The 22119-nt window shown below is 54.2% G+C and carries 17 protein-coding genes; 9 read left to right on the top strand and 8 right to left on the bottom strand.

What is annotated here, in order from left to right; genetic code table 11:
* The first annotated feature begins 198 nt into the window (after nucleotides 1-198).
* The 6 genes from SH528x_RS31810 to SH528x_RS31785 all read left to right on the top strand — a co-directional run bounded on the left by SH528x_RS31810 (nucleotide 199) and on the right by SH528x_RS31785 (nucleotide 5271).
* A complete protein-coding gene (locus tag SH528x_RS31810; protein ID WP_442507441.1) occupies nucleotides 199-735 on the top strand; it encodes a carboxymuconolactone decarboxylase family protein in 537 nt (178 codons plus the stop codon).
* A gap of 142 nt (nucleotides 736-877) precedes the next feature.
* Nucleotides 878-1633: a TVP38/TMEM64 family protein gene (locus SH528x_RS31805; protein ID WP_442507440.1), complete on the top strand. Its 756-nt coding sequence runs from the start codon at nucleotides 878-880 to the stop codon at nucleotides 1631-1633.
* 126 nt (nucleotides 1634-1759) lie between these two features.
* The gene (locus SH528x_RS31800; RefSeq protein ID WP_442507439.1) at nucleotides 1760-2944 is read left to right on the top strand and encodes an NAD(P)-dependent malic enzyme; all 1185 of its coding nucleotides are present in this window, start codon (nucleotides 1760-1762) and stop codon (nucleotides 2942-2944) included.
* 76 nt (nucleotides 2945-3020) lie between these two features.
* Nucleotides 3021-3536, top strand: a complete 516-nt coding sequence (locus SH528x_RS31795) for a MarR family winged helix-turn-helix transcriptional regulator (RefSeq protein ID WP_442507438.1) — start codon at nucleotides 3021-3023, stop codon at nucleotides 3534-3536.
* A 158-nt stretch (nucleotides 3537-3694) separates the two neighbouring features.
* The gene (locus SH528x_RS31790) at nucleotides 3695-4273 is read left to right on the top strand and encodes a YceI family protein (protein ID WP_442507437.1); all 579 of its coding nucleotides are present in this window, start codon (nucleotides 3695-3697) and stop codon (nucleotides 4271-4273) included.
* The gene (locus SH528x_RS31785) at nucleotides 4270-5271 is read left to right on the top strand and encodes a hypothetical protein (protein WP_442507436.1); all 1002 of its coding nucleotides are present in this window, start codon (nucleotides 4270-4272) and stop codon (nucleotides 5269-5271) included. The genes SH528x_RS31790 and SH528x_RS31785 overlap by 4 nt, the downstream gene beginning before the upstream one ends.
* Nucleotides 5272-5360: 89 nt before the next feature.
* On the opposite strand, the gene SH528x_RS31780 is transcribed toward SH528x_RS31785, so the two are convergent.
* A complete protein-coding gene (locus SH528x_RS31780; protein WP_442507435.1) occupies nucleotides 5361-9743 on the bottom strand; it encodes a PVC-type heme-binding CxxCH protein in 4383 nt (1460 codons plus the stop codon).
* Nucleotides 9744-9833: 90 nt separating this feature from the next.
* On the bottom strand, nucleotides 9834-10988 hold the full coding sequence (locus SH528x_RS31775; protein ID WP_442507434.1) for a Gfo/Idh/MocA family protein: 1155 nt from the start codon (nucleotides 10986-10988) through the stop codon (nucleotides 9834-9836).
* Between the two features lie 275 nt (nucleotides 10989-11263).
* Between SH528x_RS31775 and SH528x_RS31770 the strand changes: the two genes are divergently transcribed.
* Complete coding sequence (locus SH528x_RS31770) at nucleotides 11264-12421, top strand: XylR family transcriptional regulator (protein WP_442507433.1); 1158 nt, start codon at nucleotides 11264-11266, stop codon at nucleotides 12419-12421.
* Between the two features lie 8 nt (nucleotides 12422-12429).
* Here SH528x_RS31770 and SH528x_RS31765 read toward each other — a convergent pair whose 3' ends face one another.
* A complete protein-coding gene (locus tag SH528x_RS31765; RefSeq protein WP_442507432.1) occupies nucleotides 12430-13311 on the bottom strand; it encodes an RAD55 family ATPase in 882 nt (293 codons plus the stop codon).
* Between the two features lie 453 nt (nucleotides 13312-13764).
* Here SH528x_RS31765 and SH528x_RS31760 point away from each other — a divergent pair, with 453 nt between their 5' ends.
* On the top strand, nucleotides 13765-14409 hold the full coding sequence (locus SH528x_RS31760) for a DUF502 domain-containing protein (RefSeq protein WP_442507431.1): 645 nt from the start codon (nucleotides 13765-13767) through the stop codon (nucleotides 14407-14409).
* A gap of 49 nt (nucleotides 14410-14458) precedes the next feature.
* Here the strand turns inward: SH528x_RS31760 and SH528x_RS31755 are convergent, their stop codons facing one another.
* Nucleotides 14459-15550, bottom strand: coding sequence for a SecDF P1 head subdomain-containing protein (locus tag SH528x_RS31755; RefSeq protein WP_442507430.1), 1092 nt, complete (start codon nucleotides 15548-15550; stop codon nucleotides 14459-14461).
* Between the two features lie 483 nt (nucleotides 15551-16033).
* Here SH528x_RS31755 and SH528x_RS31750 point away from each other — a divergent pair, with 483 nt between their 5' ends.
* Entirely contained in the window at nucleotides 16034-17842 is a 1809-nt protein-coding gene (locus tag SH528x_RS31750) for an ATP-binding cassette domain-containing protein (RefSeq protein ID WP_442507429.1), read from the top strand.
* Between the two features lie 390 nt (nucleotides 17843-18232).
* Here the strand turns inward: SH528x_RS31750 and SH528x_RS31745 are convergent, their stop codons facing one another.
* The 4 genes from SH528x_RS31745 to SH528x_RS31730 all read right to left on the bottom strand — a co-directional run bounded on the left by SH528x_RS31745 (nucleotide 18233) and on the right by SH528x_RS31730 (nucleotide 22078).
* Entirely contained in the window at nucleotides 18233-19594 is a 1362-nt protein-coding gene (locus SH528x_RS31745) for a class I adenylate-forming enzyme family protein (protein WP_442507428.1), read from the bottom strand.
* A 15-nt stretch (nucleotides 19595-19609) separates the two neighbouring features.
* Nucleotides 19610-20347, bottom strand: a complete 738-nt coding sequence (locus tag SH528x_RS31740; RefSeq protein WP_442507427.1) for an SDR family NAD(P)-dependent oxidoreductase — start codon at nucleotides 20345-20347, stop codon at nucleotides 19610-19612.
* Nucleotides 20340-20648 carry a hypothetical protein gene (locus SH528x_RS31735; RefSeq protein WP_442507426.1) on the bottom strand — a complete coding sequence of 103 codons (309 nt, stop codon included), beginning with the start codon at nucleotides 20646-20648 and terminating at the stop codon, nucleotides 20340-20342. Before SH528x_RS31735 ends, SH528x_RS31740 begins: the two co-directional genes overlap by 8 nt.
* A gap of 383 nt (nucleotides 20649-21031) precedes the next feature.
* Nucleotides 21032-22078 (bottom strand): hypothetical protein, encoded by a 1047-nt coding sequence (locus tag SH528x_RS31730; protein ID WP_442507425.1) that lies wholly within the window; start codon nucleotides 22076-22078, stop codon nucleotides 21032-21034.
* Nucleotides 22079-22119 lie beyond the last annotated feature (41 nt).

The raw sequence follows: 22119 nt of genomic DNA, 5'->3' as shown, positions 1-22119 counted from the left end.
CGACTTTCGTGTCTTTTCAGAAACCACATCCACGCTCGCTCTCGTTTGGCGGTTCGGTGGCCTGTTTCGCCATTGCAACGCTTGTCGCGAAATGGTTCTTTGTAGAGCAGACACTCAGAGCAGGTGCTTCGTGTCTGTCATTAAAAAGCCTCTATCGACTCAAAGTCATTAACAAACAACTAAAACAGGATTCTAACAATGCCGCGTCTCAACCAAGTCACTCCCGAGCAAGCTTCCGGTGCGGTGAAGGATATTTACGGCGATCTGACGTCCCAAATGGGCAAAGTCGTAAACATTTTTCAAGGTATGGGAAACAGTTCCGCAGCGTTGAAGGCGTATCTTTCGATGTCCGCAGCGTTGGCCGAAGGTGAGTTGGCGCCGGAGGACCGAGAGGTCATTTATCTGGCGGTCAGCGAAGGGAATGGCTGCGAATATTGCGTTTCGGCTCATACGATGGTCGCCAAGAAAATTGGACTCACGAATGAGGAAACGTTGGCAGCGCGGCGTTTCTTTTCTGCGGATAAAAAGCGTGCAGCGTTACTCGAGTTTGTCCGCCGCGTGATCGCGAGCAGAGGATTTGTCTCAGACGACGAACTTAATGAGGTGCGGACGGCCGGTTATAGCGACGGTCAAATTGCCGAGGCGGTGGGGTACATCGGATTGGCGACCTATTCAAACCTGTTTAACCACGTCAATGACACGGAATTGGACTTCCCAGCCGCGGAGAAGCTCTAGCTCCATCGCGTCATGCATGTCAAAGCATTTCGGTTTTTGTAGCCTTTTTGTAAGGATGCGTGCACGAGGACGTCTCCTTGGTAGCGAAACCAAGTCGCACATTCAAACGATATAATCGTGCTCACTACCCGAAGGCTAAACCATGGCTGCCGAAATCAAACCAACCGAGAACGCTCCGAAATCTGGCGTGGCCAGGAAAGCGGGGCTCTTTCTGCTTGTCGCCGCGATCGTAATCGTTGGTTACACCCAGTTTGGTGACCTGCTGAGTCTCGAGAATCTTGCCAAGCAAGAAACTCAGCTGCGCACCTTTCAAGCTGATCATCCGGTTTTGGTCTACGGAGCCGCGTTCTTGGTCTATGTCGTCCTTACGGGGCTGTCGCTGCCTGGGGCGGCCGTGTTGACGCTTGTTTACGGTTGGTACTTTGGTCTTGTTCGTGGGTTGGTGCTGGTCAGTTTCGCATCGACCGCCGGCGCCACAATGGCGTTTTTGCTAAGCCGCTTCCTGTTTCGCGACGCCATCCAAAACCGTTTCGGTGAGCGGTTGAAGAATTTCAACGAGTCGCTTGAAAAGGAAGGTCCGTTCTTTTTGTTCACGTTGCGGCTGATCCCTGCGGTTCCGTTCTTCGTGATCAATGCCGTGATGGGATTGACGCCGATCCGCACTCGCACGTTTTGGTGGGTCAGCCAACTAGGAATGCTGGCGGGAACCGCCGTTTACGTTTATGCGGGCTCAAGCGTTCCCGACCTGAAAACGCTGGCGGATGACGGGATTGGTGCGGTATTTACACCACGTCAGCTCGGGCAAATCGCCAGTGCTTTTGTGCTGCTCGGCCTATTTCCGCTGATCGTTCGTTTCACGATGAAGTTCATTCAGCGAAAGCGGGTACAACCCGCATGAATTCAGTTTGATATGTTGGGGACAACCGAACACGATAACACGTTGGTTGTATTGGACGCAGATTAACGTCGGTTTCTCGCTGTTGGTCTGTTTTGGGTTGTTCATCCTTTCACACTGAGAATCCTCATGACTGATTTCTTTACGCGAAGTTTGATTGTCCACGAGCAACTGCGTGGCAAGATCGGAATGCATTCGCGAATGCCGGTAAAGACGGCCGACGATTTGTCGATCGCGTACACGCCTGGGGTTGCACGACCCTGTGAAGTGATCGCAAAAGATCCTGCTCGCGCTTGGGACTTGACCATCAAAAATAACTCCGTCGCGATCGTCAGTGACGGATCAGCGGTGTTGGGGCTGGGCAATATCGGTGCCCATGCGGCCATCCCGGTGATGGAGGGCAAGGCGCTGTTGTTTCGCGAGTTTGCAGGGATCGATGCATGGCCCATCTGCCTGGATACCCAAGACACTCAAGAGATCATCGATACGGTGCGCCGGATTGCCCCAGTTTTCGGAGGCATCAATCTCGAAGACATCGCGGCGCCGAAGTGCTTCGAGGTCGAAAACCAATTGCAAGACTTGGGCATACCCGTATTCCATGACGATCAACATGGCACTGCGATCGTGCTGTTAGCCGCGTTGATCAATGCGGCGAAAGTGATCGATCGCAAACTGACCGACATGCGAGTGGTGATCAATGGTGCCGGTGCGGCAGGTACCGCGATCGCCCGACTGCTGCGCTGCGTGGGGCATGATCCCAGCGTCTGTCAATCGGTTCTCGACGTCGTCGTTTGCGATTCGCGAGGTGCGATTCATCGAGACCGCGAAGGGTTGTCGCCCGAGAAAACACAGTTGTTGGCTTATACGAATCGTGATAATCGACAAGGAAGTTTGCAGGATGTGTTGGTCGACGCGGATGTCTTTATTGGTGTCAGCAAGGGAAACCTGCTGAAACCAAGTCATGTCAAATCGATGTCCAAGCAGCCGATCATTCTAGCAATGGCGAATCCGATTCCCGAGATCATGCCGGTCGACGCGATCGCCGCTGGGGCAGCGATCGTTGGGACCGGTCGCAGTGATTTTCCCAACCAAGTGAACAACGTGCTGGCTTTTCCCGGAATCTTTCGCGGTGCACTTGATAGCCGCAGCAAGCGAATCAGCGAAGAAATGAAGATCGCCGCCGCTCATGCCTTGGCAGCCTGTGTGCATGAACCCACTGCCGAAATGATTTTGCCCAATCCGCTGGACCAAACCGTCGCACCCAGTGTCGCGGCGGCCGTCTGCCAAGTGAAATTGACCGAAGAGCAGCAGTAAAAAAAGGCCAGGGAACGGCCGCGATCACCGATCAAGCAAACCGCCAACAAACGAGCGAGAAACTGTACTTGCGGAAATGTCTGTTGGAACATATAAGTGGTGGATGTCAGCATCGAAAAACAAAAGCAAATCGGGTTTAGCCGGCGAAATTGGAAAGCAAAATCCATTTGAACTTCCCGAACAGGAAGCGTTTTTAAATATTGCTCGCACGTACACATTGCTATCGGCTCAATATGCGAAACTGTTTAAAAAGCATGGTCTTAGCGAATCGCAATTCAACGTGTTGCGGATTCTTCGTGGTCATGCAACGCCGGTTTCGGTCTACCAAATTGCCAAAGAGATGATATCGCCACATCCTGATATGCCTCGATTAATCGAGCGGATGCAAGCAGTGGAACTCGTGACAAAGCAACGTTGTGAAAACGATCGACGAGTCGTTTGGATCAATTTGACGAAACAAGGCAAATCGCTTTTGAAGCAACTTGACCAACCATTGCTCGAACTGCACCAATCGCAACTTGGCCATATGACTGCAAAACAATTAGCTGACCTCAGTTCATTGCTGTGGATGGCACGGCATCCGAAAGAGTAGCCTTTTTTTGAAAATGAATAATATCTGTTGCGACAGGTAATTTGTGTTTCGGGCCATTGTTGGCTCAACCGTGCAGGCACTCCAATGAAGAGTGTCGTTTTAGAATTTAGCGTCACCGTGACGCTGTCAATTTTGGGTAACTTGAAAGGAAATGTGAAATGAAACTGTATCCACTGATTCTGGCTGTGGCAGTACTGCTGGCGGCCTCACCAACGCGAAACGTCTCTGCAGCAGACTACGTGCTCGATGACCAGCACACTTCGGTGGTCTTTACGACAAGCCACTTTGGTTTTAGTTACACCTACGGGATGTTTGGCAAGTACACGGGGCAGTTCTCTGTGGATATGCAGAACCCAACCCAAGCGAATTTTCAGTTTACGATTGATGCCGCTAGTTTGGATACGAAGTCCGAGAAACGAGATCAGCACCTTCGCGGCCCCGACTTCTTTAACGTTAAACAGTTTCCGGAGATTACGTTTGTGTCTCGTTCGGTCGAAGCCAGTGCGGATGGAAAAACACTTAATATCACCGGTGACTTGACGCTGCATGGTCAAACGAAATCGATCGTGTTGCCGTTGACATACTTAGGAGCCGGCAAAGGGCCTTACGGAAACGATCGAATCGGCTTCATGGGCCGGACGAAAGTCAAGCGATCCGATTTTGGAATGGGGGCAATGGCTCCTCAGATCGGTGACGACGTGACTTTGCTGATCAGTTTTGAAGGTCTGCAGCAGTGACCCTGTTTTCGCTTGCGGTCGCGATGACGATCGCGTTGGTGATCGGTCTTCTGATGGGACGACTGTTGGCGAAGTTTCGTGCAGGAGATGCGGTGGCCGTCGCGATCGCGGCGGCGGTGGGGCTTGTTGTACTGCATGCCTCCGATGGGATGGATGTGCTGCGTGTTGTGCGGCCCCGCTCGGCGATGGATTGGTTGCCAGCGTTTTGTTTGGTGGCTGCAGCCATCGTCCGGCTGTCCAATCGTCGTTACCGCATTCCGCTGGCAACGGGCTTAGCGATCCTGATACCGATTCGATTGCTGTGGGGCAGCGCCTACTTTCGTGCTGATCAACTCGCTGGGGCGACAATGATATCGATTGCGGTTTGGATGGCCGCTTTCGCAGTTGTCATGTTCGTCCCCTATCGCCAGCAGCCCGGGCGTTTCACATGGGATGTTGCCGCGTGGGCGATCGCCGTAGGGCTGGTGGCAATGACGGTGACGATGTCGGGCAGTTTGACGTACGGAGCCTCCGTGGGTGTCGTTGGGATATCGATCTTAGCTGTATTGATTTCCACAGCGAATGTGCCGACTGTCGCTGCGGTTCCATTGCTGGCGCTGGTTGGAATTTCGGCGGCCTACTCCGAATTGCCACTGGGTGTTGCCACCGCTTTGCTGATCGGCATTTGCGGACTGTGCTTGTTGCGTATCGAGTTGGTCTCCAAGTGGACGACGATGTTGCGAGTCGGTTCGATGGCGACCTTGTTGCTGGGCAGCTTGTTGACGGTTGCTCAGTTTGCGGACGAGATTTCGTCGACTCAAACCGAATCGGGCGGTTATGGCAATCTAACGCCAAACGCCACAAACGGTGAATCGAACACAGTTGAAGCGAATAGCGGCGGACCGCTGGCGATGCCGCCTGTGCCTGAGGATTCGCCGATCAAATCGTCCAGTTCCCCAGAGGTGGTCGATCCGCTGGATCCGTTCGGTGGCATTGGGTTGGATTCGAACCTGCCCTAATCGATTGGCCAGCAAACGAAGAACGCCTCGCAAGATAAAGGTCTCGCGAGGCGTGTTGTCACTTTAAAACAGAATTCTGCTTTCGCAAATTACGGTGACTCGACCGTCATCGCCATCACCACCGGAGCCGATCTGTCGGGGCCTTTGACCAATTCGATCGTCGAGATCGGTTCGGCCCGTTTGGGATAAACCGCAAGATAACGAATTTGACGCCCTGACAAATCAAACGCGAACTCCGATTCCGGCACATCCACGCGCCGAATGTAATCGGCGAAATGAACTCCGTTACGCAGTTCATGATCTTCGCTTTGTCCGTCCGCGTAGTGGATTCGCACAATCATGCTGACCGTTTTCGCGTCACTAAAAGGGAAACCCCAACCGGAGACGCCGCTGAGCAGATGGATCGCTTTGGCGGGGCCATTCAGAGGCAACGTCACTGACTTTGGCATTTTCGAAACGATCGGACTGTGGTTGCTGTTCAGTACGACCACGTTGGGCACGCTGCCATTGCGAGGATCGATCAATTGGAACGGGACGCCTTTGAACGTCTGAGGGGACCAGTCACTAAAGGCAAGCCGTTCGATCTCTCCGTCGGGATTGATAAACATCCCACGGTCACTTGGCGCGGACGCGACCTTGCTGAGATCCATCGCGATGTTTTTGCCCCTTTTGGTCAAGAACTCGAGCAAATCGGTGAGCTCTTCGGGCTTGATCGACTTTTCGAATCCCTCGGGCATGATCGATTTTTGCGACGCCACCAGCTCTTCGATGTCCTCACGCAATACGGCGTGCTTTTTGCCTTCGGTGTCAAACAATTCGATTGCGGTCTTCGACTCCGAAGCTAACATCCCGTTCAAGACAAGACCGTCGAGCGTCAGCACGGTGTAAACACGAAAGTTGCCTTCGACATTTCGGCTCGGGTCAAGAATATGCGTTAGCAACTCTTCTTTGGGATGAACGGCCATGCCGGTCAAGTCGGGGCCGACGGCGGAACCTTCGCCGCTGTGAACGTGGCATTTTCCGCAGTGAACTTTGAACACCTCTTTGCCCTTGCTCGCGTCACCTTTCGTGTGCGCCACGAACGACAACTCGTCGAGCACCTTTTGTCGGTCGGCACTCGGAAGCGATCCGCCACTCTCGAGCAGTTTCTTGGCTTCTTCGCGAATCGATTTGTTAGGATGCGATGCGAGTGATTGCTTCTGATCCAAAGCAAGGTCGTTCAGCGAAGCTTCGCCTTTCTTTGCCGCTTCCAACAGTGATTTCGTGGAACCGGGACGCTTCAGTAGAAGAGTCATGCTTGCCAGCCGAACCGATGGCGTCATCGTGGCGAGTCGATCAATCAATTGAGGCCCCAGCGATTCCGAACTGCTTTGTTCGAGTGCATCGATAATGCCGTTGGCAAGAGCGGGAGGCGTTCTCGGATTTAATTGATCCAACAGCGACGTGACTGTTTCCTCATCGGCCGGGCTGAACTCGACCAATTTACGAGCCGCATCGATCCGTTTCGCGTCAGCGTTGTCTTCGTCACTGAGTGTTTCGACAAACGCATCGGTGATCTCTTTGCTGTATTTCTCAAACTTTTTGCTGCCCCATTGGGTCGCCAAGCGAACCATGACGCCTCGAGTCCCCGGGGATCCCTGGTCGAGAAGCGATTCCAGATTGGACTCGAGTTCGGCAGTCATCTCGATTTTTTGATCACGTTGCCATCCATTGCTGATCCCAGCAAACACAGCATCAATGACGCCAGGGTTTGCATTTTGCAAACTCGCTGCCAATGTTTCCATCTCGCCTGCATTGTCACCTCGTGCGTAATGCTCGGCAACTCGTTGCGTGATTTCCAGCAACTGCGTCGCGGGACTCGATGATTGTGATTTCGCAACCGCTTGCAAGAAACTGATGCTGTTTCGAGCCGCAGCACTGGTGGCAGCATCGGGAATCCAGCGATCGGTCAAGTTGGCCGGTTCCGACAGGATTTGGGCGACGGCCTCGCCACTAGCCTGACTTGCCGGCAAGTCGGACAAGGCCAGGATCGCAGCAAGTTTGGTGTTGGCGTTGGGGTCACGATGGACACCGGCGGCCAACAATGCATCGACCGACGCGGTCGACGGTGGCAACACCTTAACTGCGTTCTGGCGGACTCCGGCCGAGGGATGACGCAGGGCCGCAAACGCAGCCGAGCTTGCCGCGGTGTTGGCATCTTCAAGTTCGCCGAGTCCCTGCAATGTCCACAACGCGTGGATCACGCCGACGTTTAGCCCGATCGCGTCGGTGGACTCGTCTTGAATCAACTTGATCAATTCCTCCGTGACATCGGTTTTACCTCGTTCGACCAACAGACGCTGAGCGTGTTTGCGGGTCAACATCGTCGGATGGGTAAGGGCTGTGACTAATTCGCTTGGCGTCGCTTTGGATAGGTCAGGGCTCGCCTTTGCATCGGAACCATCGAACACCACGCGATAGATGCGTCCATGTTTCTTGTCTCGAAGCTTCGTCTCGTACGCCGCTCCCTTGCCTGTCTCGAAACCTTGCGGCGTCGGATTGTGCTGGACGATGTAGTTGTACCAATCGATGATCCACACTTGTCCGTCGGGCCCAATTTCGGCCATGATCGGAGCGGTCCATTCATCGTCGCTGGCGAGCAAATTAAACGGGCTGGTCGAGCTGAATCCGCTACCGTCGTGCTTCAGAACAAAAGTGCCGGTCAAGTGTCCCGTCGGTCCGTTAACAAAGGCAACACGATTCCAATATTCCTGAGGATATTCGCGAGCGGTGTAGAGCGAGTGGCCCGCGGCTGCAGTGTAGCCTCCGTGATGATCGACTTGGCGAACCTTGTCAGTAATCGGATGGAAATCGTTGCTGTCCGCGATCGAAGACAGGGTTAGCGATGGCGCCCAGCCGTGAACTCGCTCGTAATAGCGGTTGGCGATCGGCATGAAAACGCTGGGGTTGCCATTGGCTGTCGAGCCAAAGATCAATCCCTCTTCGCTGATGCCAAGTCCCCAAGTGTTGTTGTTGGTTGATCGAATGAATTCGACCTCAGAACCATCCGGGCGCATCCGAAAGAAACCCATGCGGAACGCTTGTTGTGGCTTTCCATCGGCTACGGGTTTGGATTGGTTGTAGCCCTGCATCGCCCAAATCCAGTTGTCCAATCCGTACTGGAAATTGCTGACGCCGCCGTGAGTGTCGCCAAGAGTCCAGTTCTCGATCAACACTTTGCGTACGTCGGCTTTGTCATCTCCATCGGTGTCTTTTAAGTACAGTGTCTCGACCGCGTTTTGAACGATCGCACCGCCGTCGTGGAACGTGATGCTCGTCGGGATGCTCAGTTCCTCGGCAAAAACGGTGAACTTGTCCGCTTTCCAGTCACCGTCGGTGTCCTCGCAAATGCGAATACGATCGCGTCCTTTCCCAGCCGGTTGCAATTCGTTGGGATAGTCGTAGGTCTCGGCGACCCACAATCGGCCTCGCTCGTCCCATGCCATGCAGATCGGCTTACCCTTCAAATCCGGTTCCGATGCAAACAGCTCAACATGAAATCCATCGGGGACAACCAGATGCTTCATCGACTCGGCGGGCTCGAGCGGCTTTTGCATCATGTTCATCGGTTTGCCCTGTACACCCCATTTATCGGACGGGGTGTAGTTCGGGATTTCGCTACCGACGTCTTGGTATTCGAACGGTTTGACGTCCGCTGCGATTTTTGTCATCTCGGGAACCGGAAACGCTCGGTCGAGCAGGAAATCGCCAGCCTGCTGCGGATCCTCTTTCGCTGCCCAGCGAATGCCACGTTCAACGAGGTTTTGAAAACCAGGATTGTTCCAGGTCCGGGAATCGTGACCCCAGGCGGTATAGAAAACACGCCCGTCTCCCTCGCTGCGGATCCATGTCCATGGTTCACGGCCTTCGGCGTCGACACGATACTCAAGCACCGTGCGGTTTTCTTCGTTGTGCATGTGGTGCACATAAGTTTCGTCCCAGCTTTCGAACCCACCAAAACCTTGCATCAGCGGATGATCAGAGTTGGCGATGTCGGTGCGGAACACGCCGGTGCCGTGACGCTGAAACTGGGCTCCCATCAATGCAACGATTCGGTCGTCATTGCGAAAGCAATACGTGGCACAGTGCAGCGGGACAAAGCCGCCGCCTTGTTTGACGTATTGCAACAACGCATCGGCTTGAGATTTTTCAATGTTGTCGATGTTTGCGTAGAGTGCTACTGCATCGTATTGCCCGAGCGTTTTTGGATTCAGCATCGCCAAATCCTCGCTGTAGGTCATCTCGATACCCCGTGTCTTTAAGAACGGGGCAAGTTCATCAAACCGTGGTTTGGGTTGATGATGTCCTTGGTCGCCGATGAACAGGACTCTCAAATGATCTGCCGCACTTGCCGATCCTGAGATGGCCGATCCAGTGATAAACGATGCGATCACAAGTAACAGCCGGGCTGTGAAAGAAAACGAGGGTTTCATAGTGAAGGGAGGCACCATAGGGGAAGGAAAGCTGGGGGCAACGGAGTTCGCCAGGACCGAGTAGAAGATCAACATGCGGGGGCGGACGCGTTAATCCGTGAGACAAGCTGAGCGGTCGCGTGACAATGTGAACTCAGGCAAATGGACCACTTTGCCACCGTTCATCGCCGATTCGTGGGCACAGATCCCAACGCAAGTCCAGTTGGCACTGGTCACTGCGTCAGGAAGCGGACGGCGATTCTCTAGCACACTGCTAACAAACTCGTTAACCAGATGAGGGTGCGATCCACCGTGACCGCCGCCTTGTAAGAACGACAAGTGATCGGCGTCATGGATTTCTTGCGGTAACGTGAAACGGCGAATCGATTCGGGCAGTAAGTGTGCAAAGTCCGGAACTTCTACTTTTTCGGCAATCTCGTGCTCAGGTTTCTTGGCCGTGTGAATCACATGCGGTTCGTTTTCAACCAGCGTCCATTCAAAACTTTTCTCCGTTCCGTACACATCAAAGCTCTCGCGGTACTGGCGTGCCACGTCATACAAAAATCGCCAAATGTGGGCCGTCAGATCGGTGTCTTTAATTTTGATATGACATGTTTCCACTGCGAACGGGTTACCTGATTTTTTGGCGATGTCTTCGCGGACGCTGCCCGAACCAAAGCAGCTGACGTATTCGGCCAATCCTCCGACCAGTCCCAAACAAGGGCTGACCACATGCGTCGCGTAGTGCATTGGAATCATCTTTTCCCAGTACGACGGCCATCCATCCATGTCCTGAGGATGCGAGGCGGCAAGGTACTGGATTTTGCCCAGTTGGCCACTTTCGTACAGTTGTTTGATGAACAAGTATTCGCGACTGTAGACCACCGTTTCGGCCATCATGTAGTGCAGTCCCGTGTCTTGTACCTTTTCGATAATTTGTTGGCACTCTTCGATCGTGGTCGCCATCGGCACCGTGCACATCACATGCTTGCCCGCGTCGAGCGCCTGCAGCGACATCCAAGCGTGATCGGGAATTGGCGAGTTGATGTGGACCGCATCCACGTTGGGGTCGGCCAGCAAATCATCAAACGACGTATAACGTCCACCAATTTCGAATTGGTCGCCACACTCATCAAGTCCTGCTTGGTCGCGGCGGCAAATCGCCGTGACTTCCGCGTTCGGGTGAGCTTGGTAAATGGGAATGAACTCGGCTCCAAAACCAAGTCCAACCATCCCTAAACGCAATTTCTTTGAGGTTTCTGACATGATCGGTTCTCTCCGCGAGGGACTTTGGAATGTGAAGGAGGTAGATTGTGGGGGGCAGGCAAACAACAGTGTAACGAGGAAGACTTGCCGGCCTGTGGTGGCGCACCCGAAGAATCAAGCATGCATTGTCGGTCAGAAGTGACGCTAAGTCGATGAGATGATACGCGAAAGCGTTGAGATATTTTACTTGTGTTTTTTGCAATTGTTTTAGGTGGTTCCTGGTGTAATATTCAGGTCACTCCTGCTTCTTTGCTGCCTTTTGTAGAGTTTTTGCGATGATTCGACGTCGCTCCGTCGCGTTGCTGATTGAAACCTCCAATGCGTATGCGCGTGGATTGTTGTCCGGAATCGTTGACTACATCCATTCGCATGATGCTTGGTCGATCTATCTGCCCGAACAAGAGCGTGCTGCGCCGCCGCCTGAATGGATTCGGCGTTGGAAGGGGGATGGAATTATTGCCCGGATTGAAACCAAAGAGATCGCAGAGTCGCTGCAAAAGACCGGCATTCCCGTTGTGGACGTCAGCGCCGCACGTCATTATCCCGGCGTTCCTTGGGTGGAAACCAATGATGCCGTAATTGCAACGCTTGCAGCAGAGCATCTTCTGCAGCGTGGATTCAAGCATCTTGGATTTTGTGGCGATGCGGATTTCAATTGGTCTAAATGGCGGCGAAATTATTTTCGCGACGAGGTTGAAAAGGCGGGGTGTGATTTTCACTTCTACGAGACGGCGGTGAACGAGATGAATCCGTCGTCGCTCGATAATGAACGCAAGCGGATTGCCCAGTGGCTCAAAAATTTGCCGCGACCGATTGGTTTGCTTGCCGCCTACGACATCAAAGCGCAGCTGGTTTTGGATGTTTGCCGCGAACTTGAAATTGCGGTGCCCGAAGAGATTGCCGTGCTGGGTGTCGATAACGACGAACTACTTTGCAGTCTTGCCGATCCGCCTCTTTCCAGCGTTGTTCCTAATTCTCGCAAAACCGGTTTCGAAGCGGCGCGGTTACTCGATCAAATGATGAATGGAGAAGAAGTTTCCAAGGAAGGGTTGTTGGTCGAACCGCTGGGAGTCGAAACGCGGCAATCAACCGACATTCTCGCCATCGATGACACCGATGTTGCTGCGGCGCTACAGTTCATACGTCAACATGCGTTCGCCGGCATTAATGTCAACGATATCGTTCGCCATGTGAATATTTCGCGTCGTGTGCTTGAAACGCGATTTCGAAATGTCATCGGCCGCACGCCGCACGAAGAGATCCTGCGGCAACGGATCACGCGAGTGAAAAAACTGCTTGCGGAAACCGATATGACGCTTCGCCAAATCGCGACGCGTACCGGATTTGAACATACCGAATACTTGACCGTGGCATTCAAACGCGAAACCAAGCAAACCCCCACTCAGTTTCGCAAAGATGTGACCAACAAGTAGGCCAGCGGTTATCGCAGTAATTTCAAACCGGACTCGGTTATCGTGTATGGCACGATCGATTCGTCGCATGCACTGCCGCGATGTTTCGCAACGTGCAACGCGCGTCCCATCTTGTTTCCGTCACGGGTCTTGCCCATCAAAATGATCGTGTTTGCGTTGGACAGTACATCGCCGCTTTGAATCGGACGTACTAACAAATCATCGAGCATCACTTCGTGACTGGTGTACAGCAGCGTGCACCCGATGTCACGATGGTCATAGGCGTGAGCTTGAATCGATTCCTCGTTCTTGCGGAACGCTACACGGAACAGATCTCGGGCAACCCAGTCGTGCTCTTTTCGCAGGATTTGATGGTAGATGTATTCAAACATCTCGAACTGAATCGAGTCGGCGGCCTTATCGGTCGGTTCCACTCCGTCGATCACACAGCGGCGTACGCCATGAGCAAAGTTGCCGTAGAAAAATGCGATCGCTTGATCCAATTTCTTGGACTGCTCGTATTTCCATTCTCGCCAACTGTCCGAATCGAGATCGCTGGCGGTGACGCGGCGTCCGGAGTGCTGGAATATATGCATGTAATCGCGTCGCGAGTGGGCGGCGTCCCAGATATTTGCCCCGTCCCATCGGCCATTCGCCTCAAACTCGCTCAACCGCCAATTATGCAGTCGCTCGGCATAAGCCGCGTGGTTTTGCGAGTCGCCACGCGAAGTCAAATCGAACAGGATGCCCGGTTGGCCCTCTTGTTCGATTCCCGCGTTAGCAAATCCGAGCCCCAGCTGGGTTTTGCCGATCCCTGATGCTCCCATCACGACGGTCAGCGTGCCCGGGATCAATCCACCTCCGAGCAGTTCGTCAAGTTCGGGAATACCAGTTTTCAGTCGATGCGGCATTGCGGGCAAAGGGGGTTTTAGGGCAGGCGTGCGGAGGTGCGTAGCGGCGGTCATTTGTCTGACCACCGGCCCGCGAGTGAGGTTCGCGCGGAACAAGCCGAGTAATTTAAAAGGCCGAGGGAAAAGGTGCTAGTGCTTTGTCACAGCTAAGAATTGGGGGTGGTCCGTAGCGGAAGTCGTCAAGACTTTCGTTTTCTGGGATGACCGAAACTCTCGCGCGAGTTCCGCTACCCCAGAAATCGAATCGACGTCCCGCCATTTTCACCGCCTCATTCCGTTACGTTTTGGGCCCCTAGAGTTTCGGGCCTCTAAAACGGCTGACCGAAGACTCCGCACCGCAATCGGCAACTTGCGTGCGGTATGCTGTGCATGATTCGTATTGCGGACTTGCCGCTCAAGCATGACGTGTGAGTGCGACGCCCCCCTTATTTTGTGGAACGACAGAGAGACAGTATGCGAAAGAAAATCAATGAATCGGTAGGCTTCTTGCGCTCCACGGCAATTGGGGGGATCTTTTTCTTATTACCCTTGGCGGTGATCGGCGGCCTTTTAGGCCAGGTCTACGGGATCGTTTCAGCAGTCGCAGTGCCGCTGCAGCAATGGATTCCAGGGAATCAGCCGTTTGGGATCGCGATCCTTTTTTCCGCGGCGGTGGCGATTTTAATAATGATGTGTTTTGCCGCGGGCGTGATTGCAAGGCGAGCGATTGGCAAAAAGTTTTCATCCACCATCGAGAAGCAATTAATCACGGTATTTCCAAAATACGCGATCTACAAAGACTTGTTGGCGGGGAATCTGAAACACGACAGCGACGGACCATCGTTGTCACCGGTGCTGGTGTCCTGTCCCGAAGGATACCGCGTGGCGATGGAAGCGGACCGCTTACCGGGCGGTTTGGTGGTAGTCTACTTCCCCGGGGCCCCCGACACCTGGATTGGTTCGGTCGTCTTGGTTCCCGAGTCACGCGTGTTCGCGACCGACTTGGACTTCAACGAAACGCTCGGTGTGTTCGAGCGACTTGGTCGCGATTCGAGTCAATTCCTGGCACCGGTCGAACGCTTGCTCAACCCTGCCGCTGCGTCCACCGAGCACAGCTGAGGTCCCATAGCGAAAGTCGCCAATACTTTCGTCCACTCCCCCCTTCGAATCAAGGCGAGATCAGGTCCACTAGGCGATACGATGCATTGACTTGCGTTTCGCTAATCGGCTGGGGGTTTAGTTTCGCAGGCAACTGCCCGGCCTTGAGGATCTGGACGATCAGGTCGGTTTCGGCGCGAGTGAAATTTCCCGTAATCCGTGCTTCGCCGCGGATCGGCTGCAAAATGTTTGGGGCTGTCAGTAGCTGATCATCCAGTACGATGCCAAGTTGCGTTTGCACATTACCTGTGGGGGCGTTGGCGGTCGTCAAAGCCAACATCTTGTCGCTGCCAGCATTATTAAAGTTGATCGCAACGGCTGGAGTCCCATTTTGGTCAAACGTGGCGGCGGCAAACGCCAAGTCCTCACCGCCCACGGCGTGGTCGCTTTCAATCACCGCCAGCACATCGATCGATTGGATGTTTTGATTGTTCATCCAGCGAGCAATTTTTACCTCGCTGTCATTCCCAAGCACATTGCCGGGCAGCTGGAGGACTTCGCCGGACTGAGAGTTACGTACGGTAGGCAATTTTAGTTGTGTTTTCAGCGGTGTCCCATCGCCGCCGTTTTTTGCCTCCGTGTCTCTGCCGACGGTGACCCACCTTGCCACGACTCTTCCGTTCTCGTCAAGCACATCACGACTTACTGAAGGTGCGTTGGAGGATGGTTGCACAAGTTTCAAAAGATTGGCATGTTTGGTTTGATTGGCAATCGGCAGGAACCGCAGCACACCAGCGGAGCTGAGCAGACGTTTTGCGTTCGCAAGTTCGACCGGATCCCGAGTTGGTAAGATGACTTCAACTTGGTCCTGATCCAAAGCGTTGACCGCAAGTCCAGCAGCAAACGAATGGCGAAGACGCTGTCGCAGCGGTTCGACCATCTCATCGCTTGTGACCGGGACGGATTGTGAATCCGAACGCTGGATCGAGTAAACCAGTCGGGTTCCCGGCACCGAGGCCTGAGCCCACCAAACAAACGCAACACCCGCGGCCAACACCACCAACAAAACGATCCCCACCGCGACTAAGGCGACTGGAAACCGCTTCTCAGATAATCTTTGTTCATCTTGATTCCCCGTACGGACATTACCTTGATTGCTCATAAGTGTATCCTAGCCAAGTAAGTATTGAGATCGTCCACAGGCACTTGCACGTGACCATCGACAAAGGTTGTTCGGATTGCATTCATTATCGGGCATTCAATAAGATTGTTTTCTCTGTTCTCATTCTAATTGACAGTTCCAGACTCACCTCGTGTCGTCAAATTAGGGAGCGTCGGAACATGAAGTGACGGGATGACTCGTGGCGGAAGTCGTCAAGACTTTCGTGAATCGCTTGTTAGTCATCACGCGGCTCCTTTCGTTAGTTTGACGCGTGTCGTGCCGGTCAGCATTTGCTGCGGTGGGTCGTCTTTTGGCCTTGCAGAAGCGGCGTCTTGCATCGAAAAATTGTTAATTTGCTTCACGGATCTCCTGACTGTGGTCGACCAACGGGGGGCTGGATGTCAGCCTTGGTGATTGCCGTAGCAAAAAATCTTGAAATGACTTCCTCTGGACGATTTCGCTCTGGTTCGCTCCACTCTTGGCATGACGCTTATATCGATTGATAACCTGACTATTGGCTTTCGCGGCCCTTCACTGCTTGACTCGGTTTCGGCCAAGATCGAGATGGGGCAACGTATTGGACTTCTGGGACGTAACGGCGCTGGGAAAACCACGCTGATGCGGATCCTGACCGGCGACGTCGTGCCCGACAGTGGCTCGGTCACGCTCCGTTCGGGGGCTCGCGTGGCGAGACTGTCCCAAGAGGTGCCACGCGATTGGAAGGGAACCATCAAGTCGATCGTGCTGGGCGAAAACGAAGCTCATGATGACGACGACTACGAAGAAGCCTGGAAGATCGAGCACGCAGCGGATTCCACGCTGTCTCGCATGCAGTTGGATCCTGATGCCGATTTCCAGACTCTGTCCAGTGGACTGAAGCGTCGTGTGCTGCTGGCACGCGCCATCTCGCGGAGTCCCGACGTGTTGCTGCTGGACGAGCCGACGAACCATTTGGATATCGCCTCGATTCTATGGCTCGAGAATTTTCTCAGCCGCTGGGAAAAGACGCTGATCTTCGTCACGCACGATCGCTCGTTCCTGCAAAATCTGGCCACGCGAATTTGGGAGATTGACCGCGGGCGACTGTTCGATTGGTCCTGCGACTACCAAACCTTCCTGCAGCGAAAAGAACAGGCTCTGGCGGCGGAAGAAAAGCAAAACGCACTGTTTGATAAAAAATTGGCTGAAGAGGAAGTCTGGATTCGGCAAGGCATCAAGGCACGTCGAACACGAAACGAAGGTCGCGTGCGTGCCCTGAAAGCAATGCGAGAAAATCGAAGCGAGCGACGCAGCACTGAAGGCAAGGCGAAGCTGAATCTGCAAGAGGCTCAGCGCAGTGGAGTGCTGGTGGCACAGTTGAAGGACGTTTCGTTTTCGTATGAAAACAATCCCATCTTGAACGATTTTTCCACAACGATCATGCGCGGCGACAAGCTTGGGATCATCGGTCGCAACGGAGCTGGTAAGACGACGCTGCTAAAACTGCTACTCGGCCAACTCGATCCGCAAGAGGGCAACGTGCGATTGGGTACCAATCTGAAAATTGCCTACTTCGATCAATTGCGGGATACGCTTGATCCCGAGAAGACGGTGCAAGAGTGTGTCGGTGACGGCGGGAATCAAATTCAGGTCGGCGACAAGACCAAACATATCGTCGGCTACTTGCAGGATTTTCTGTTCACCCCCGAGCGTGCTCGTACCCAGATCAAGTTTCTGTCGGGCGGCGAGCGCAATCGTGCCTTGTTGGCTCGATTAATGACCCAGCCTGCCAACGTTATCGTCTTGGACGAACCGACAAACGATCTTGATTCGGAAACGCTCGAGATGCTCGAAGAGCAGCTCGTCGATTTCGCTGGAACCGTATTGATGGTCAGCCACGATCGAACGTTTTTGAACAACGTTGTGACTAGCACGATTGTGTTCGAAGACGATGGAGTGAACGAGTACGTTGGCGGTTATGACGACTGGCAAGCGGCTGTGGAGCGTCGAAACGAGAGCGAGAAGCAGCTTGCCGATTCGGCGAAGAACGAAAGTGCGAAGGAACCGGTCGCCGCGAAGCCAGTAAAGTCCGCGTCTAAAAAGTTGTCGTTTAAGGATAAGCACGAGCTTGAGAAGTTGCCCGCGCGGATGACAAAACTCGAAGTCGAGATTGCGAAACTTCACGATCGGATGGCGGATCCGACGTTCTACCAAAAAGGTGGATCCGAGATCGCAAAGGTCAGCGGCGAATTGGCTGACCTGGAACAGCAGCTTGCTAAAGCGTTTGAGCGTTGGGAAGAATTAGAAGGCTAAGCAGGAATCATTGGGTGAAATCCCGTTAGCCGTTTGGGCCAACGCTGTGAAGCATTTAGAGACGGCAAATTACGGCATTTGCGTTCCGTAGCTACGCTCGCCAGAGCGTGGATGGCTGCCGGCCACGGCCAATACGAATCACCACCTTCTGGCGAAGGTAGCTACGAGAAAATGCTTCACAGCGTTGCGTTTGGGCGCTAGCCCCGGTTGAATGTCGGAACCGTGGCTTGCGCCAAAGCGGCTAATATACGGAAAGACTCCTGCCTAGCTGCTTAGGTGTCCGAGCAAACGAACTGGACCTTCCCTCATCCGAACCTTCCACTCAGTGGGCAAAGTAAAGTCATGGCTTTGCAAACGCCATTGAGAACGGTTCGCATCGGAACGACGCGGCTATGGTCGTGGGGTGCGTTGCTTTTTGAAGCGTTCGTCATGCGATAATTGCGAATCGATCGTCACTCGAATTGGGATTTGTTTGGGTGACAGATGGTGCCGGCAGTGCTGTCGCACCGTTTGCGTCAATTCTTTTGCCGAAAGCTCGACTCCTGGAATCAGTTTGACGCGAGCGCAGACGATCATGCCCATGATCGCGTTGGCTTCGCCGTAGACCGCCGCCGTGTGGACCTGTGGCATCGTTTCGATCACCGCTTCGACTTCGGCCGGATAAACTTTCTCGCCGCCCACGTTGATGATCTCGCCACCTCGCCCAAGCACTTTGAAGTACTCGCCATCGACCTGGACCGCATCGCCGGTGATGAACCAACCGTCGTCACTAAACGGGGACGCCGAGTTCAAATAACCGAGCATCGTGGAGTGCGATTTAATTTGCAAGACGTCGTCCACCACGCGTGTTTGGACACCATCGCCGCCGAGTTGCATCCACAATGACGACGAGTCTTTGGACTTGGATCTCAAAATACCGACTTCCGAGAGTCCATAAGTTTGCTTGAATTTAACGTGCGGAAGTTTTTTATTCAGTGCTGCCAGGATGTTCGCAGACATGGGTTCGGTGCCGTATGTAATCATTTGCAGCAAACGCAGGTCGTAGTCCTCCCATGCACCGCTCATCAACAGCAGTTTTAGAAATGTGGGCGACGTGGGTAACAACTGCACTGCGAATTCTTCGATCGCGGCAAGCACCGATTCGGCTGACCGGTCAGATGGCACGACGATGCATCCACCCGTGGCCAGCGTGTGCAGGATCGTGTTGAGGCCACCAATGTGATCAAAAAGCAAGAAGGCGAGCGTCCGCAGTGCTCGCCGCGGCAGGCGGAATTTGTCGAGCAGTCGAGTGAAATCGTGGACCGCGGCCTTGGGGACGCCAGTGGACCCGGAGGAAAACAGCACGAGTCCCGGGTGAGCGGCAGCCTTTAATTTCGCATACAGTTCATGCTCTGCGGGCGAGGCGTTTTGAGTGTTGCTGATCGAGATGGTTTCGTCGCCAGCTATTTCGATCGCAATCTCACACTGGGCGATAGCTTCGTAGGTTCGTTGATTCTTTCGCATCGATCCTGACATCGGGACGATGATTGCACCCCGTTGGGTCAGAGCGAGCAGGGCCGCGACGCTTTGAGGTGAAAGGTCGGCAAGCAGTGTGGTAACGGCGCCTGCGTGAATATCGTGCTCATCGAGTCGAGCATCCCACTGCTGGATTGCATCGAGCAGCCAGCGATACGAGAACGATCGCCCTTTCCAGATGATCGCGTCATGCGTCGCGGCGTCGCGAAATCGGTCTTGTAGAAAACGTGTCGGCATCAGATCGGTGGCGGGCTAGACACCGCCCAAGTAGACGACTTGTCCGGTAATAAAATTGCTTTCCGGACGGATGAAAAAATCGATGACGTTGTAGACATCGTCCGCCGTCCCGAGTCGCTTGATCGCTTGACGGTCGATCAGTTGGTCTAATTTTTTCGTGGGGATACCACGGATCAAATCGGTTGCGATCGGCGATGGGCCCACGGCGTTGACTGTGATTCCAGAGCTGGCAAATTCGCGAGAGAGGATTTCGGTCAGACTGACCACCGCCGCTTTGGACGCCGCATAGGCTGACTCGCCTTCGAGTTTTAGCGGCGTCGCAATGCTTGCCATATTGATGATGCGACCGTTGCGATTGGCGAGCATCAGTTTCGCGGCTTCTTGGCAAAACAGGAAGGTGCCAATCACGTTGGTTTCAAAAACCGATCGCACGGTTTCAATTGGCGTCAGCAGGCTGTGGTTCATCGACGCGATCCCCGCGTTGTTGATCAACACGTCTAGTCGGCCATGCTGCTGTTTGATCTCGTGGAAAAGTTGGCGTACTGCCGTTTCGTCGGACACATCCAAGCAGTAGTGTGAGTAGCGAGGGAGCGATTCGGGCGTCAGTCCGTCGGGAGTAGCGGCGCTGCGGCTGCAGCCGATCACGGTATCGCCAACGGACAGGAATCGCTCGGCGAGATGACGTCCGATCCCTCGGCTGGTCCCGGTGACCAGGATGATGCGTTCGTTCCGCTCAGGCACTGCGTTACTCATCGGTCGATGTTTCAACGACTTTGGTCGCAAACGTTACGAGCGTGGCGATGTTTTTGAACGGGCTGCGTGTTTCGGACATCGCTTTCTCGTCGGACAAGCGAATCGGACGTCCGAATGATTCGGAGAGTGAGGTTTCCAGATTCACCAGCAGCGTAACCATCTCGATTGAATCGAGCGAGCTTCGCGAACCCACCAGTGGCGTGCTGGCATCGAATTCCAATTGCTGTTCCGCAGGACGTTCGTCGTTGAGGTCCTGAAAGACAGCGGCAAAGATCTCGGTAATTTTCTCGCTGGAATTCATGACTCGGTGGATTGGCTGCAAAACGGGATGGCACCCTTTGGCAAAGGGACGAACGCTAGGTAGTAAGCAGGTAGGCAGGAATCATTGGGTGAAGTCCCGTTAGCCGTTTGGGCGCTAGCCCCGGTTGAACTCCGGAACCGTCGCTAGCGCCAAAACGGCCAATTTACTGAAAGACTCCTGTCTTACTGCTTAGTAAGCTGCGTGTGTTGGAACACGCAGCGCACCTCAGTCTAGTTGCATCGGCCCTCGCGTGAAATTGGGGGCGCAGTAGCGAAAGTCGCCAAGACTTTCGTCCTCCCAGCTAAACGTCGAAAGTCTTGACGGCTTCCGCTACGCCTTGCAATCCTAATTCCTAGCTGTGACGCAACACTAGGCTGGTCTGGTTAAGGAAAGAAGTACCGGATCCAGTTTCGTACGCCTTGCCCTGGTACATAGGCGACCGGTTGGCCCCACAATCCTTGGCCGACCTGGACGAGGTTTCGTTCCTGGCCAAGGGTGAACAGCGAGCCGATCGGAGCCGCTGTGCCGGGGCTGATCGGAGTACCGTAAGCCGCGGGCGGAGCCACTCCGACCATCGGGGCGGGAGCGAAAGTGGGAGCGGGAGCGTACGTTGGCGGCAGCGTTGCCGGAACGGCACAGGGGTCTGAGGCGTAGTAGCTAACAGGCATGTACGGCGATGCGCAGGCGGCCGTGTAGCTGCTTGGGGCCGTGACGCACGGAGAATTGCCCATCGTGGCAAACTCGGATTGCAGCTCAGGCTGGGCAAGCGGCGTCAGGTCACTGCTGCTGTTGGGCGAGTAGGGAAGCGAGTTTTGTCCGCTGAGGCCCGGTGCAAGTGGAGGCGGTGCAGGCGAAAATGCGTTCGAGTTCGAGGGCAACGTGGTCCGCGGTGCGCCTTGGTTAAACGGAGATGCCGCAACCGGGGGTGACGATGGCATCGATGGCGGCAGCGACGGTGCCGCAGGCTGTGTGTTGGGTGGAGGCGTGAACGAGCTGGGCGGAGGCGTAAAGCCACTCGGTGGAGGGTTGTTGACGGGCGAAGTGGAGGGAACCGCAAAGCTGTTGGGCGGCAGCCCCATGCTGGAAGTGTCCGGGGGCAGTTGCGGTGCCGTCACCGATTGTTGCATCATTGCCTGGCGAACTTGCGATCGTTCGTAATCCGCGTTGGTCAACGCGTTTTGTGAAACTCGCGACGATTGGAATGGGTTTCCGCTCGTTTGGTACGCTGTTTCACGAAACGAAGTGCTAGGGTCGCTGGACCGGTAGCGATCGACCGCACTGGCCGAGCCAATCGGGCGAAGTCGAGTTTGGGGCGTATCGATGGATGCTGCAGCTTGGCTTTGGCGTGAATAGTCTTGCCCTTCGACACTCGCTGGTTGAGTGGCGGTAATCGCCAAAGGAACTAGCATCAATAATATGTGTCGAATCATCCGTGTACCTTGTCCAGAGTTAGCATCATCGTTGACGCTTG

Source organism: Novipirellula methanifontis (assembly GCF_052161655.1).
Lineage (GTDB): Bacteria > Planctomycetota > Planctomycetia > Pirellulales > Pirellulaceae > Novipirellula.
The sequence above is the reverse complement of the archived record's forward strand: the minus strand, read 5'-3'. Positions and strand labels throughout refer to the sequence as shown.

Bases quoted from the DNA above. Each gene is read 5' to 3' on its own strand.
- SH528x_RS31760 (WP_442507431.1), top strand. From the start codon at position 13,765: ATGCGAAAGAAAATCAATGAATCGGTAGGCTTCTTGCGCTCCACGGCA.
- SH528x_RS31790 (WP_442507437.1), top strand. From the start codon at position 3,695: ATGAAACTGTATCCACTGATTCTGGCTGTGGCAGTACTGCTGGCGGCC.
- SH528x_RS31800 (WP_442507439.1), top strand. From the start codon at position 1,760: ATGACTGATTTCTTTACGCGAAGTTTGATTGTCCACGAGCAACTGCGT.
- SH528x_RS31750 (WP_442507429.1), top strand. From the start codon at position 16,034: ATGACGCTTATATCGATTGATAACCTGACTATTGGCTTTCGCGGCCCT.
- SH528x_RS31805 (WP_442507440.1), top strand. From the start codon at position 878: ATGGCTGCCGAAATCAAACCAACCGAGAACGCTCCGAAATCTGGCGTG.
- SH528x_RS31770 (WP_442507433.1), top strand. From the start codon at position 11,264: ATGATTCGACGTCGCTCCGTCGCGTTGCTGATTGAAACCTCCAATGCG.
- SH528x_RS31745 (WP_442507428.1), bottom strand. From the start codon at position 19,594: ATGCCGACACGTTTTCTACAAGACCGATTTCGCGACGCCGCGACGCAT.
- SH528x_RS31735 (WP_442507426.1), bottom strand. From the start codon at position 20,648: ATGAATTCCAGCGAGAAAATTACCGAGATCTTTGCCGCTGTCTTTCAG.
- SH528x_RS31740 (WP_442507427.1), bottom strand. From the start codon at position 20,347: ATGAGTAACGCAGTGCCTGAGCGGAACGAACGCATCATCCTGGTCACC.
- SH528x_RS31765 (WP_442507432.1), bottom strand. From the start codon at position 13,311: ATGCCGCATCGACTGAAAACTGGTATTCCCGAACTTGACGAACTGCTC.
- SH528x_RS31810 (WP_442507441.1), top strand. From the start codon at position 199: ATGCCGCGTCTCAACCAAGTCACTCCCGAGCAAGCTTCCGGTGCGGTG.
- SH528x_RS31780 (WP_442507435.1), bottom strand. From the start codon at position 9,743: ATGAAACCCTCGTTTTCTTTCACAGCCCGGCTGTTACTTGTGATCGCA.
- SH528x_RS31775 (WP_442507434.1), bottom strand. From the start codon at position 10,988: ATGTCAGAAACCTCAAAGAAATTGCGTTTAGGGATGGTTGGACTTGGT.
- SH528x_RS31795 (WP_442507438.1), top strand. From the start codon at position 3,021: ATGTCTGTTGGAACATATAAGTGGTGGATGTCAGCATCGAAAAACAAA.
- SH528x_RS31755 (WP_442507430.1), bottom strand. From the start codon at position 15,550: ATGAGCAATCAAGGTAATGTCCGTACGGGGAATCAAGATGAACAAAGA.
- SH528x_RS31730 (WP_442507425.1), bottom strand. From the start codon at position 22,078: ATGATTCGACACATATTATTGATGCTAGTTCCTTTGGCGATTACCGCC.